The organism is Mesorhizobium onobrychidis (assembly GCF_024707545.1).
In the GTDB taxonomy this organism is placed as follows: domain Bacteria; phylum Pseudomonadota; class Alphaproteobacteria; order Rhizobiales; family Rhizobiaceae; genus Mesorhizobium; species Mesorhizobium onobrychidis.
This window is the reverse complement of record NZ_CP062229.1, coordinates 3617497-3631187: the sequence shown is the minus strand read 5'-3', so window position 1 is coordinate 3631187 and position 13691 is coordinate 3617497. Positions and strand designations below refer to the sequence as shown.

Below are 13691 nucleotides of genomic sequence, written 5' to 3'. Positions count from 1 at the left end.
CACGGCCCTCTACGGGAGCAGGAATTCATGGCCGATCTGATCGTCGTCTACTGGCGCGACATCCCCGCCCAGGTCATCGTCAAGAAAGGCCGGCAGAACGCCAAGCGCGAACTGCCGCTGCGCTTTACCGAGGCGATCGACATGTGCGCGATGCGCACCGGCGCCGGCGGCACCGACGACTACCTGGCCGAATGGCGCAAGGCCGACCCCGAGCCGGTCAGCGACGATCTTGAAGGCGAGGCTGAAAAGGCCTTTCAGGACATCGACGCGAAATACGACCGCGAGCGGCTGGTCGCTCTGGTCAAGGCGGGCGGAAAAGAAGATGTCTGAAACGACCCGGGCGATTACCCAGGCCACTCTGGTCAAGAAGGCAGCGCCGAAATCCGACTACAAGCCGGCCGACGTGTCGCCGCAGCGGCGCGTGCAGCGCTCCTTCGCTGTCAGGCTGTGGTCCGTCCGCCACTCGCGACTGCTCGAATGGTTCTACGCCAGGTTCTCCGACATGTTTTTGCTCCTCCATCCGCTGTGGAAGGGCATCGGTTACGGCCGCGTCGAAGGTCCGATCAAATTCGTCGAAAAACGCGTCAAGGGTTTTATGTTCGACTGCCGCATGTGCGGCCAGTGCATCCTTTCTTCTACCGGCATGTCGTGCCCGATGAATTGCCCCAAGCAATTGCGCAATGGCCCTTGCGGCGGTGTGCGCGCCAACGGCAATTGCGAAGTCGAGCCTGATATGCCGTGCGTCTGGGTCAAGGCCTGGGAAGGTTCGCGAAACATGGTGCATGGCGACAAGATCCTCGACGTGCAGAAGCCGGTCGACCAGTCGCTGCGCGAGACCTCGGCATGGCTGCGGGTGACCGCACAGGCCGCCGCCGCTCGCGAAGCCGCGCGCAACGCTCCGAACACCGGGGCATCGGCATGATCGGCCGCCAGCTCGACGAGAACCCGGCCGGCATCCATCTGCCGCTCGACCCCCTGCCCGGCCACACCTCGCGCGGCCGGCTGGAGCGCGTCCTGAGACGCGGCGAGTTCGCAGTGACGACCGAGCTCAACCCGCCCGACAGCGCCGATCCGGAAGATGTCTACAACCGCGCCAAGATCTTCGACGGCTGGGTCGACGCCATCAACGCCGTCGACGCGTCGGGCGCCAACTGCCACATGTCGTCGGTCGGCATCTGTGCGCTGCTGACCCGCATGGGTTATGCCCCGATCATGCAGATCGCCTGCCGCGACAGGAACCGCATCGCCATCCAGGGCGACGTACTGGGCGGCGCGGCGATGGGCGTCGCCAACATGCTGTGCCTGACCGGCGACGGCGTGCAGGCCGGCGATCAGCCCGGCGCCAAGCCGGTGTTCGATCTCGACTGCATGTCGCTTCTGGAAACCTGCCGCATCATGCGCGACAAAGGCAAGTTCCTGTCCGGCCGCAAGCTGACGACGCCGCCGCAGCTTTTCCTCGGCGCGGCGATCAACCCTTTCGCGCCGCCGATCGATTTCCGCCCCTACCGGCTGGGCAAGAAGATCGCCGCCGGCGCGCAGTTCGTGCAGAGCCAGTACTGTTTCGACGTGCCGATGTTCCGCACCTACATGCAGCGGGTCCGCGATCTTGGTTTTACCGAAAAATGTTTCATCCTGTGCGGCGTCGGGCCGCTGGCCTCGGCCAAGACGGCCAAATGGATCCGCTCCAACGTGCCGGGCATTCATATCCCCGATTCGATCGTCAAACGGCTGGAAGGCGCCCAGGACCAGAAGAAGGAAGGCAAGCAGCTCTGCATCGACATCATCAACGAGGTGAAGGAAATTCCCGGCGTCTCCGGCGTCCATGTGATGGCCTATCGCCAGGAGGAATACGTCGCCGAGATCGTCGATGAATCGGGCGTGCTGAAGGGCCGCCAGCCCTGGAAACGCGAAATCCGCCGCGACGACCAGCTCGTCGCCGACCGGCTCGACCACATATTGCACGACGAGATCACCGAAACGCAGGTCGACATGGTCAAGACCGCGCATTAATGGCGCGGACGGCAACCATTCGCTTGATAGAAATCAGAAACGATATAAAGAAGTCTTTATATCACGAGGGAGAGATTTCATGACCCGGACGATCGTCGCCTCGGCGACACGAGAAATCATCATCGGCTTCGACCAGCCCTTCTGCGTGATCGGCGAACGCATCAATCCGACCGGGCGCAAGAAGCTCGCCGCCGAGATGATCGCGGGCAATTTCGATACCGTCATCAGGGACGCGCTGGAACAGGCTGCCTGCGGCGCGACCATGCTCGACGTCAATGCCGGCGTCACCTCGGTCAACCCGAACGAGACCGAACCCGGCCTGCTGGTGCAGACGCTGGAGATCGTGCAGGGCCTAGTCGACCTGCCGCTGTCGATCGACAGTTCGGTGACCGCGGCGATCGAGGCGGCGCTCAAGGTCGCCAAGGGCCGGCCACTGGTCAACTCCGTCACCGGCGAGGAAGAAAAACTCGAAGCCATCCTGCCGCTGGTCAAGAAATACAATGTTCCGGTGGTTGCCATCTCCAACGACGAGACAGGCATTTCGATGGATCCGGACGTGCGCTTCGCCGTCGCCAAGAAGATCGTCGAGCGCTGTGCCGATTTCGGCATTCCGGCGCATGACGTGGTCGTCGATCCGCTGGTCATGCCGATCGGCGCGCTGGGCGACGCCGGGCGCCAGGTGTTCGCACTGCTGCGCCGGCTGCGTGAAGAGCTCAAGGTCAACACCACCTGCGGCCTGTCAAACATCTCGTTCGGCCTGCCGCACCGCCATGGCATCAACGCCGCGTTTATCCCTATGGTGATCGGCGCCGGCATGACCTCGGCGATCATGAATCCGGTGCGGCCGCAGGAGATGGAAGCGGTGCGCGGCGCCAATGTGCTGAACGGCACCGACGAGAACTGCACCAACTGGATCAGGACCTACAAGGACTACAAGCCGGCCGAAGGCGGCCAGGCGATCGCGGCGCCCACACAAGTCAATGCGCCGGGCGAAGGCAATGGCAATGGCGGCCGCCGGCGCGGTGGCCGTGAAGCCCGTATGGCCCGAGGATAAGCGCGCAACCGTGAACTCTCCTGCCAACATCACCGATCCGCTCGTGCTGTTCATGCCGTCCGGCAAGCGCGGGCGGTTTCCGGTCGGCACGCCGGTGCTCGATGCCGCACGCCAGCTCGGCGTCTATGTCGAGAGCGTGTGCGGCGGACGCGCCACTTGCGGGCGCTGCCAGGTCGAGGTGCAGGAAGGCAATTTCGCCAAGCATAAGATCGTCTCTTCCAACGACCACATCTCGCCCAAAGGCGCCAAGGAAGAGCGCTACGAACGCGTGCGCGGCCTTCCCGAACGGCGCCGCCTGTCCTGCTCGGCGCAGATCCTCGGCGATCTCGTCGTCGACGTGCCGCAGGACACCGTCATCAACGCGCAGACCATCCGCAAGGACGCCGACACCAGGGTCATCGCCCGCGATTCGGCAATCCACATGTGCTATGTCGAGATCGAAGAGCCCGACATGCACAATCCTTCAGGCGATCTCGATCGCCTGAAGATCGCGCTGATGAAGGACTGGGGCCTCAAGAGCCTCGATTTCGATTTCCATCTGTTGCCGCAGGTGCAAGGCATCTTGCGCAAGGGCAACTGGACAGCGACCGCCGCCATCCACAAGGATGCCGAAAGCGAGACCGCGCGGGTCATCGCTTTGTGGCCCGGTCTCAAGAACGAAGCCTACGGGCTAGCCTGCGATATCGGCTCGACCACCATTGCCATGCATCTGGTGTCACTGCTGTCCGGCCGCGTCGCCGCCTCGTCGGGCACATCCAACCCGCAGATCCGCTTCGGCGAGGATCTGATGAGCCGCGTCTCCTATGTGATGATGAACCCGGATGGCCGCGAGGGCATGACCGTCGCGGTGCGCGAGGCGATCTCCGGTCTCGTCGACAAGGTCTGCGCGGAAGGCAATGTCCAGCGCAACGACATTCTGGATTCCGTCTTTGTCGGCAATCCGATCATGCACCATCTATTCCTCGGCATCGACCCGACCGAACTCGGCGGCGCGCCCTTCGCGCTCGCCGTCTCGGGCGCGGTGCATATCAAGGCGTTGGATATTGGCCTGAAGCTCAACCAGGGCGCCAGGCTCTATATGCTGCCTTGCATCGCCGGCCATGTCGGCGCCGATGCGGCAGCGGTGACGCTGTCGGAAGGCCCACACCGCCAGGACGAGATGATGCTCATCGTCGATGTCGGCACCAACGCCGAGATCGTGCTCGGCAATCGCCAGCGGGTGGTGGCGGCCTCCTCGCCCACCGGTCCGGCGTTTGAGGGCGCGGAAATCTCGGGCGGCCAGCGCGCCGCGCCCGGCGCCATCGAGCGCGTCCGCATCGATCCCGACACGCTGGAGCCGAAATACCGCGTCATCGGCTCGGAACTCTGGTCCGACGAACCCGGCTTCCTCGATAGCGTGCAGGCGACCGGCGTCACCGGCATCTGCGGCTCCGGCATCATCGAGGTGGTCGCCGAGATGTATCTGGCCGGCATCATCTCCGAGGACGGCGTCGTCGACGGTGGGCTCTCCGCTCGCTCGCCGCGCGTCACCGCCAATGGCCGCACCTTCTCCTACGTGCTGAAGGAAGGCGAGCCCAGGATCACCATTACCCAGACCGACGTGCGCGCCATCCAGCTCGCCAAGGCCGCGCTTTATGCCGGCACCAAGCTGTTGATGGAAAAGCAGCACACCGATCATGTCGACCGCATCCATTTCGCCGGCGCCTTCGGCTCCTTCATCGATCCGAAATATGCCATGGTGCTGGGACTGATCCCGGACTGCGACCTCGACAAGGTCTCGGCCGTCGGCAACGCCGCCGGTGCCGGTGCGCGCATGGCGCTGCTCAATCGCGGCTATCGCCGCGAGATCGAGGAAACGGTGAGCCGGATCGAGAAGATCGAGACTGCGCTGGAGTCGAAATTCCAGGAGCATTTCGTCTATGCCATGGCGCTGCCGAACAAGGTCGACCCGTTTCCGAAACTGTCGGCGGCGGTGAAACTGCCGCCGCGCAAGACCGTCAGCGAAGACGGCATTGCCGGCGATGCCGCCCCGCGGCGGCGTTCACGCGAAGGCCACGCGGCACGGCGCGGCCGAGGGTAGCCTCCCGCTGCAAAAAGCTGCACGTCGCCCTCATTCTCGTTTGCATGCAAATGTTTCCGGATCAGCCCAGACTGAAACAAGGCGCTGTTTTTCGTGAAATCCACCAGATACATGCGCGGCGCATTTAACCGGCATCGAACGGCAGGCAGGAAATAACTTTCAGCCGCCGCAGCACTCCAAGGGAGATGAAGATGTCGATGTTCGAAAGCCTCGGCCGCTATGGTATGGCCATCAAGCATGCACACAAAAGGAACAAGTCCGTCCGGGCCCTGAACAGCCTGCCGCCCGAAATTCAGAGGGACATCGGCTGGCCCGTGTCGCCGCGCAACGATCCGCAGGTCACCTTCTCGGCCCTGCTTCTGGGTTCGGCGCGCTGATGACCTTCGCCGACAAATGCAAGCTGCTGGCCAAGCGCCGGAGCCGTCATGCGGCTCCGGCAGCAAGCGACCGTCGGCTGCGCGCCGCACTGCTGCCCCGGCGCTGAGCATTGCGGCGAGTCACGACCAGATGCTGGCCTTGATTGCCAGCCGGATCACACCGCCGTGTTGAGGCCGCGCAAATCTTGACATTCTGGGCGAAGGCACGATCTTCGATAGCGGGGGTTCTCTTAGTCGGCTCAGCCGAAGTCCGTGTGTCCGCATGCCCAGCCTCAAAAGCCACGTCGTGTCCTTTGTCCTCAGGCATAGCCGCAAGCAGGCCTTTTCCAGCCCGGAAAACCTGCAGCGCTGGATCGCCTATGCGCGCAAGACGGAGAACCATCAGCCGCCCGCATCGCTGCGATCGCGTTTCGAGGTCACGACGCGCAGCGTGGACGGCTTTCCCGTCTACGAGATCGCGCCAAAGACCGGCGAGCGAAAGCGGATCCTTTACCTGCATGGCGGCGCCTATGTCTTTCAAATCACGTCCTATCACTGGGGACTGATCGCCGATATGGCCAACCGGCTGGGCTTCGCCATCACCGTGCCGATCTATCCCATTGCGCCCGAACATGATTTCCACGCCATGTTCGGCATGGTCGGCAAGGTCTACCGCCAGATGCTCGACGAGACGGAAGCACAGGACATCGTCTTCATGGGCGATTCCGCCGGCGGCAACATGGCCGTGGTGCTGACCATGATGGCGGCGGAAGACGCCCTGCCCCTGCCGTCGCGCCATGTGCTGATTTCGCCAGGCCTCGACATGTCACTCGCCAACCCTGAAGTGTTCGAGGCTGAACGCAACGATCCGTGGCTGGGCATTCCGGGTGGGCTGGAGGCGATCCGGCTTTACAGCGCCGGCATCGAACGCAGCGACTGGCGCATCAGCCCGCTTTACGGCGACTTGTCGGTGCTGCCGAAAACGCTGCTTCTGACCGGCTCGCACGACCTGCTAAGCCCCGACAATCTGATCTTCGCGCACAAGGCGCGTGCCGCCGGCGTCGAGGTGGAGGTCGTCTACGAGCAAGGCATGTTCCATGTCTGGCCGCTGATCGACATGCCAGAGGCGCGGCGCGCGCGAGACAGTATCGTGGCGTTTTTGGGCAGCGAAATAGCCTCTGATCAGGTCGAGAGCGAGGCCATCACCTGGTCAGCCAAGGCTTCGTCAAGCGAGCCATTCAAGACCGGATTGGCCAGCACATAGATCGCCTCCAATATTTCTTCGTCTCGTTCTGACTGATAATCGATGTCTTCCCTGCATTCGATCAGGTCCGCCCATGCCTCCACATCAGCAGCGGTGAGTTCTCCTGCCTGGAATCGCCGGAGCACGCTCAAGATATGATCAGCAGTTAGGATGACTACTGGCGTCTCGGACCAACCCACGTCGCTCACGATTGCAGCCAGAAGATCAATCGCTTCCCGAACGCAATAAGATCGCTGAGCACTGAAACGCGGCTCACCGCAAGGCTCATCAGAACTTGCCGGTTTCCCTGAACACTTCGAAGGTCGCGCGGATATGGTCGGCGACGGCCTTCACCGGTGCGCTGGCGTCCGGCGCCACGACCATGGCCAGATTGTAGGTGCCGATATCCGGCATGCCGTCCTTCGGGCAAAGCTCAACCATGTCGCTGCCAAGGAACGATTTCGGCAGCGGCGCCACCGCGAGGTCGGACATGATCGCGGCGCGCTGGCCGGCCGTGTGCGCGCTCATATAGGCGACACGGTAGTTGCGGCCCTCACGGCCGAGCGCCTCGAGCGCCCCGGCCCGCCAGGCGCAGCCCTCTTCCCACAAGGAGACCGGCAGCGGCTCACGCAGATGTGCACAGCCGCCCTTGGCGCCGGCCCAAACGATCGGTTCGGTGAGCAGCACTTCGGCGCCGAGCGCGCTGGTCTTGTAGGAATTGGTGAGCAGCGTGATATCGAGCGCCCGGTCGTCCATGCGCCGGCGCAGATTGCTGCTCTGGTCGATGGTGACGTCGACGGCGATAGAGGGATGCGACTGCGCAAAACGCTTCAAGACATGCGGCAGCACGCGCTCCCCATAATCGTCCGGCGAGCCGAGCCGCACCACCCCGACAATGTCGGGGATGATGAACTTCGACACCACCTCGCGGTTGATCGACAACAGCCGGCGGGCGTAGCCGAGCAGCATCTCGCCATCCGTGGTCAGCGTCACCGAGCGCGCGTCGCGCGCGAACACTGAACGTCCAAGAATGTCCTCCAGCTTCTTGATCTGCATGGAAACAGCCGACGGCGTGCGAAAGACGGCATTGGCCGCGGTGGTGAAACTGCCGGTCTCGGCGATCGCCACGAAGGTGCGCAAGACGTCGAGATCGAGCAGCGGCAACGGATGATTGAGTGGGGCGTTCATGGAAAGTACCCTTCAATTTTTCTGATGCAAACTATCATTCCATTTCGTTTGATTGAACATCACTTTGGTGGGATAGTCAACTCCATCGAAGGCAGACGTATCGAAAGCGGCCTTGAAACGACCCCGACACGGATCTGCAATCGAAGCTGAAACAAACCTGAAGTAGCGCTTCGTATGCGGAGCGACCGGCAAACTCCCGGCTCAACGTAAAGGAGAATGAAAATGTCCATCCTGTCATCCATCGGCCGCATCGCGACCGAATTCAGCGCGGCCCGCGCCCGCTACCAGACCGAACGCGCCATCCGCTCTTTGCCGATCGAACTGCAGAAGGATATCGGCTGGCCTGAAGCCGCCGACACCAAGACCGGCACTCGCTATGGCGTTGGATCCTGGGCTGGTGGAGCAAAATAGATCGTGTGTATTCAAAGCTGAAGGCCTGCCGCGCAGACGCTGCCCGGCAGGCCTTTTTGTTTGCAATCAAATGTTTTTTTGGAGCCATGTTGCCACTGCATGGCGCATATGAACAAGCCGCATAGCAGCCCATATTTCGAACTAACGCCTTGTAAGTGATCATAAATCTTGGGCACGATGCCCAAATTTGTCGCATTCCATGTCGCTTTTCATAACAAGTGCTTCGCTTTTGCGATTTAGTTTCCCCTCACGTAAGCCTATATCAGCGCCAGCAAACGAGCTGCCCCACTCCATCAAGCGAAGGCGACCCGTCTGAGCAACCAAATGGAGATGACAATGAAGCTTTTTGCTCGCCTTTTCGCTCGCCGTGAAATGAACCTGACCACCGCGCTCGAGCGCCAGCGCCTTGCCAACACTATGCCTGGCCAGACCGGCGCCGTGGCCGCCGCGCGCCTCGGCTTCGTCGCCTGATCTGACAAGCTCGCAAGCGGCGCTACCTGCTGCTGCTTCGAAGTTGATCACAGCGCCGCTTCGGTTTTGCCGAGGCGGCGTGTTTTGTCATGTGCCGACCACTCAAACCGGCGGCATATTGGGACCGTCAACGCATAGCGATTGCCCATTTGCGACCCATGTCGCAAATAAAGTCTGTCTGTCGCCGCCTAGCCAATTGACAGGAAAGGTTTTTCCTGATGTCGCTATGCTGATCGCGACATCCTGTTCGCGCCATTGCAGCGTGAGGGCTACCCAGTGAACGTCGTAAATCATCCGGTCAGGCGATCGTTTGTATTCTTCCTGGTCCCCGATTTCACCATGATCGCCTTTGCGACGGCGCTCGATCCGTTGCGCTCGGCCAACCGGATGCTCGGCTACGAGGCCTACCGCTGGCGGCTCGCCAGCATCGACGGCAAGCCGGTGCGCGCTTCGAACGGCGTCGAATGCGCCGTCAACACCTCGCTGGAGGACGAACGCAAGAAGATGTCCGGCCCCGAACGGCCGAACATGGCGGTCGTCTGCAGCGGCATCAATGTCGAGCGCTACCAGAACAGATCGGCCTTCGCCTGGCTGCGCGAGGAATACAACCGCGGCGTCGCCATCGGCGGCCTGTGCACTGGCGCACATATACTGGCCGCCGCTGGCCTGTTGTCCAACAAGCGCTGCGCCATTCATTGGGAGAACCTGCCGGGCTTTTCCGAAGCGTTCCCGAAGGCCAATGTCTTTGCCGACCTCTTCGAGATCGACCAGAACATCTACACCTGCGCCGGCGGCACCGCGGCGCTCGACATGATGCTGAAGCTGATCGGCGACGATTTCGACGAGAGCCTCGTCAACCGGGTCTGCGAGCAGGTTTTGACTGACCGCGTACGCAGCCCGACCGATCGCCAGCGCCTGCCGCTGCGCGCACGCCTTGGCGTACAGAACTCGAAGGTGCTGACCATCATCGAATTGATGGAAGCAAACCTGTCCGAGCCGCTGTCGCTGATCGAGATCGCCGATCACGTCGACCTGTCGCGCCGTCAGATCGAGCGCCTGTTCCGCACCGAGATGGGACGATCCCCTGCCCGCTACTATCTGGAAATCCGCCTCGACCGGGCCCGGCACTTGCTGATCCAATCATCGATGCCGGTGGTCGAAGTGGCGGTCGCTTGCGGCTTCGTCTCCGCTTCGCATTTCTCCAAATGCTACCGCGAGCTCTATGCGCGCTCGCCGCAGCAGGAGCGCGTCGACCGCAAGCAATTGCTGGTCGCGTAAACAAGCAACATCTTGAATGTGTGGGCGCCGGCGGGGAATGCTCGCCAGTTCTAGCGGCTGTCGAACATCCAGCTTCGGTCGCGCCACATTTTCTCGCCGACCTGACAGTCGGTGGCCGGCTTGTCTTGCGCCAGCACCACCGGCGGATGCGCCGCTTCGTCCGCCGCCCATTGCGGTGACGCAGGCCCGGCAAGCTCGAGCACCAGCTTGCGGCGGATCGCTTCAGGAAACTGCGTCCACTCATTGACCGGGATCATGAATGCGCCGGGCCCACCGATGACGCAGTCGGTGTAGTAGCGGTCGAGATAATTGACGTCGTAGACACTGGTGAAGCCGCTCCGGGTCATCAGCGGCAGGCCGTTGATAGTGATGCCTTGCTTGACCAGCCCGTCACGGGTGACGTCGACGGGAGCACCTTGATTGTTGGGGCCATCGCCTGAAATGTCGATGACGCGCTTGACGCCCTGAAAGCCGCTTTCGGCGAAGAGATCGCTGCCGAATTGCAAGGCACCGGAAATCGAGGTGCGCCGGGCGCTGTTGGGCGCATGAGCGGAGAGCTGTTCGACCACCCGCTCGGCGTCAGTACGATTGGCGATTACCGTCCACGGCACGATGACATGCTGCCAGGTCATGCCGGCCCATTCGACATAGGTGACGGCAATCTTGCCATAGGCGCCATCGGCGATGGCCTGCAGCACCGTGTCGTGCGTCAGCGCCGCGACATAGCCGCGACGCTGGATTTCGAGTTCGGCCGGCGACATCGAAAGCGAAACGTCGACGGCAAGAACCAGCTCGATGTCGACAGGCTCGGCGGCGCGGGATTCCGGCGTCAGCCAAGGCACCAGCGCCAGCGCGGCGGCAGCAGAGAGGAGATGTCTTGCATGGGGAAAAGCAGACATGCCGTAAGGTAAGCGAGAATCGCCTGCCGGCAAAGAGAAAAGCCCAGCGCCGAGCTAAGTCTTTGAGTTCACATTTTTGCGAGTCCGCCCCTTACCCTCCTGCGGGAGGACCGGTAGACAATCAACGCTTAGCTGCGTGGATTGAGGTTCTCCGGATCGTAGAGCGGTCGGTAGCCGACGGCGGCCACTTCGACCGGGTATTTCTCGCCGAAATATTCGACAGTCAGCTTGCGGCCCTCCTGGCAATACGCCCAGGGCAGATAGGCGAGGGCAATGTTCTTGCCGATGGTGGGGCCGTAGGCGATCGACGTCGTGAAAGACCGGCGGCCGAGTTCGTCGACCAGCGTCTCGCCCGTTTGCGGGTCCATCACCGGCATCGTGCCGACCGGATAACGGGCAACGCCCCTGGAATCGACATTATCCGTCATGACAAGCGTGCAAAGCATAGCCTGCTGATGCGCGCGGGCGCGATATTCCAGATGCTTTGCCTTGCCGCTGAAATCGGCCTCCTTGACCTTCGGGCGGGCAAGATCGGCCTCCAGCAGATTGTACTCGGTTAAAAGATCCGCGTTCTGCAGGCGCAGGCTCTTCTCCATGCGGCGGCTGTTGGCATAGGTCTCGACGCCAAAAGCCATCACGCCGGTCGAGCGCAACGCGTCCCATACGGCCAGGCCGTCTTCGTATCGCATGTGCAGTTCCCAGCCCTGCTCGCCGACATAGGAGATGCGGAAAGCGGTCACGTCCTTGCCGGCGATCCTGACAGGCTTGATCGCCGCAAAGGGGAAATTCTCCGGCGTCAGGCCATCCGGGCCTTCCACGACCTTGCTCAATGTTGCCCGGGCGTTCGGGCCCCAGATGCCGACGGTCACATACTTTTCTGTCACGTCCGTGATGGTGACGTCGAACCCTTTGTCTTCTGCCGTCCGCCGCATGTAGTGGAAGTCGCGCGGGCCGGCATCTGCGCCGTCGATGACCCGGCAGCGGTCGGCCATGCGGATGACCGTCAGGTCGGCGCGCACCATGCCGTGATCGTCGAGGAAATGGGTGTAGATGCCTTTGCCGATATTGCCGTCGCCGCCGATCTTGGCCGCGCACAGCCATTCCATCAGCGCGACATGATCCGGGCCTTCCACATCGTACATGGCGAAATGCGACAGGTTCACGATGCCGCAATCCTCGCTCATGGCGAGATGCTCGGCATTGGAGACGCGCCAGAAATGGCGGTTGTCCCACTCGTTTTCGCGCACCGGCACCCGGTTGCCGTATTTTTCGAGCAGGTGCTCGTTGGCGGCATAGCCATGAGCGCGCTCCCAGCCGCCCAGCTCCATGAAATAACCGCCGAGTTCCTTCTCGCGCTCCCAGAAAGGCGAGCGGCGCACGTCGCGGGCCTTGGAGAAGGGCTCGCGCGGATGGACCGCCGGATTGTAGACCTTCATCGCCGTTTCGGTGCAGCGGTCCCAGATGAACTGCTCTTGCGTCTGGTGCGGATAGAAGCGCGAATAGTCGATGGCGTGATGGTCAATCGACGTCCGGCCGTCCGTCATCCAGTCGGCAATGAGCTTGCCCATGCCGGGGCCGTCCTTGACCCAGATCGCGACGGCATACCAGAGGCCCCGCACCTTCTGGCTCTCGCCCATGGAGGGGCCGCCGTCTGCCGTCACCTGCAGAAGCCCGTTGAAGGAATGGCTCTCATTGTAGCCTAGTTCGCCCAGGATCGGCGTCAGTTCCATGGCCCGCTCGAGCGGGGCGAGGATCTGTTCCATGTCGAGGTCGCGCTGCGAGGGCGAAAGACGGGCCTGGTTCTTCTCCAGAAGGTCGCGCGGATGGCAAAGGCGCGGATTGGTCTCTTCGTAGTAGCCCCACTCGATCTGCCCGCCTTCGGCGGTCTTGGGATCGCCGGTGTCGCGCATGTAAGCCGAGTTGCCCTGGTCGCGCAGCAGCGGCCAGCCGATCTCCTTGCCGGTGCCGGCGAACTCGGTATACGGCCCGAAGAAGGTGAGCGGATGGTCGATCGGCATGACCGGCAGGTCCTCGCCCACCATTTCCGCGATCAACCGGCCCCAGATACCCGCGCAAACAATCACGTAGTCGGCTTCGATTGTGCCGCGATCGGTCACCACGCCCTTGATGCGACCATTCTCGACGATAAGCGACTTGGCCGGCGTGTTCGCGAAGGATTTGAGCTTGCCGGAGCCTTCCGCCTGGTCGACCAGCTTACCGGCGACCGTTTGCGAGCGCGGGATGACAAGACCGGCATCGGGATCCCAGAGGCCGCCCTGCACCATCTCTTCTTCGATCAGCGGGAACTTCTGCTTGATCTCGGCCGGTTCGATCAGGCGGGCACGCGTGCCGAAAGCCTTTGCCGAGGCGATCTTGCGCTTGATCTCGTCCATGCGGGCGTCGTCGCCAACGCGGGCGACTTCAAGGCCGCCGATGCGGGCGTAATGGCCCATCTTTTCGTAGAAATCGATGGAGTAGAGCGTCGTCCAGCAGGACAGGAAATCATGGCTGGTCGTGTAGCAGAAGTCGGAGGCGTGCGCCGTCGAGCCGATATCGGTAGGGATGCCCGATTTGTCGATGCCGACGATGTCGTCCCATCCGCGCTCGATCAGGTGGTGGGCGACCGATGCACCGACAATGCCGCCCAGCCCGACGATGACGACCTTCGCCTTTTCCGGAAACCCTGCCATTGCCCGCGACT

At 62.4% G+C, this 13691-nt stretch carries 13 protein-coding genes; 9 read left to right on the top strand and 4 right to left on the bottom strand.

What is annotated here, in order from left to right:
* The first annotated feature begins 27 nt into the window (after nucleotides 1-27).
* The 7 genes from IHQ72_RS18015 (at nucleotide 28) to IHQ72_RS17985 (ending at nucleotide 6764) form a co-directional block, all read left to right on the top strand.
* Complete coding sequence (locus IHQ72_RS18015) at nucleotides 28-330, top strand: virulence factor (protein ID WP_258123661.1); 303 nt, start codon at nucleotides 28-30, stop codon at nucleotides 328-330.
* Nucleotides 323-922 (top strand): methylenetetrahydrofolate reductase C-terminal domain-containing protein, encoded by a 600-nt coding sequence (locus tag IHQ72_RS18010; protein ID WP_258123660.1) that lies wholly within the window; start codon nucleotides 323-325, stop codon nucleotides 920-922. Before IHQ72_RS18015 ends, IHQ72_RS18010 begins: the two co-directional genes overlap by 8 nt.
* A complete protein-coding gene (locus IHQ72_RS18005) occupies nucleotides 919-2010 on the top strand; it encodes a methylenetetrahydrofolate reductase (RefSeq protein ID WP_258123659.1) in 1092 nt (363 codons plus the stop codon). The genes IHQ72_RS18010 and IHQ72_RS18005 overlap by 4 nt, the downstream gene beginning before the upstream one ends.
* 79 nt (nucleotides 2011-2089) lie before the next feature.
* Nucleotides 2090-3064, top strand: a complete 975-nt coding sequence (locus IHQ72_RS18000; RefSeq protein WP_077383680.1) for a methyltetrahydrofolate cobalamin methyltransferase — start codon at nucleotides 2090-2092, stop codon at nucleotides 3062-3064.
* Nucleotides 3015-5144 carry an ASKHA domain-containing protein gene (locus IHQ72_RS17995; RefSeq protein ID WP_258123872.1) on the top strand — a complete coding sequence of 710 codons (2130 nt, stop codon included), beginning with the start codon at nucleotides 3015-3017 and terminating at the stop codon, nucleotides 5142-5144. The genes IHQ72_RS18000 and IHQ72_RS17995 overlap by 50 nt, the downstream gene beginning before the upstream one ends.
* A gap of 191 nt (nucleotides 5145-5335) precedes the next feature.
* The gene (locus IHQ72_RS17990) at nucleotides 5336-5521 is read left to right on the top strand and encodes a hypothetical protein (RefSeq protein ID WP_258123658.1); all 186 of its coding nucleotides are present in this window, start codon (nucleotides 5336-5338) and stop codon (nucleotides 5519-5521) included.
* A 262-nt stretch (nucleotides 5522-5783) separates the two neighbouring features.
* A complete protein-coding gene (locus IHQ72_RS17985; protein ID WP_258123657.1) occupies nucleotides 5784-6764 on the top strand; it encodes an alpha/beta hydrolase in 981 nt (326 codons plus the stop codon).
* 267 nt (nucleotides 6765-7031) lie between these two features.
* Here the strand turns inward: IHQ72_RS17985 and IHQ72_RS17980 are convergent, their stop codons facing one another.
* Entirely contained in the window at nucleotides 7032-7931 is a 900-nt protein-coding gene (locus tag IHQ72_RS17980; RefSeq protein WP_029351948.1) for a LysR substrate-binding domain-containing protein, read from the bottom strand.
* A gap of 222 nt (nucleotides 7932-8153) precedes the next feature.
* On the opposite strand from IHQ72_RS17980, the gene IHQ72_RS17975 reads away from it, so the two are divergent.
* Nucleotides 8154-8342 (top strand): hypothetical protein, encoded by a 189-nt coding sequence (locus tag IHQ72_RS17975; RefSeq protein ID WP_029351950.1) that lies wholly within the window; start codon nucleotides 8154-8156, stop codon nucleotides 8340-8342.
* Nucleotides 8343-8501: 159 nt separating this feature from the next.
* On the opposite strand, the gene IHQ72_RS17970 is transcribed toward IHQ72_RS17975, so the two are convergent.
* Nucleotides 8502-8864, bottom strand: a complete 363-nt coding sequence (locus tag IHQ72_RS17970; protein ID WP_258124100.1) for a hypothetical protein — start codon at nucleotides 8862-8864, stop codon at nucleotides 8502-8504.
* 225 nt (nucleotides 8865-9089) lie between these two features.
* Between IHQ72_RS17970 and IHQ72_RS17965 the strand changes: the two genes are divergently transcribed.
* Complete coding sequence (locus tag IHQ72_RS17965) at nucleotides 9090-10091, top strand: GlxA family transcriptional regulator (protein WP_258123656.1); 1002 nt, start codon at nucleotides 9090-9092, stop codon at nucleotides 10089-10091.
* A 50-nt stretch (nucleotides 10092-10141) separates the two neighbouring features.
* Here IHQ72_RS17965 and IHQ72_RS17960 read toward each other — a convergent pair whose 3' ends face one another.
* Nucleotides 10142-10990 (bottom strand): DUF1194 domain-containing protein, encoded by an 849-nt coding sequence (locus tag IHQ72_RS17960; protein WP_258123655.1) that lies wholly within the window; start codon nucleotides 10988-10990, stop codon nucleotides 10142-10144.
* 128 nt (nucleotides 10991-11118) lie between these two features.
* Complete coding sequence (locus tag IHQ72_RS17955; RefSeq protein WP_258123654.1) at nucleotides 11119-13680, bottom strand: GcvT family protein; 2562 nt, start codon at nucleotides 13678-13680, stop codon at nucleotides 11119-11121.
* Nucleotides 13681-13691: the final 11 nt, after the last annotated feature.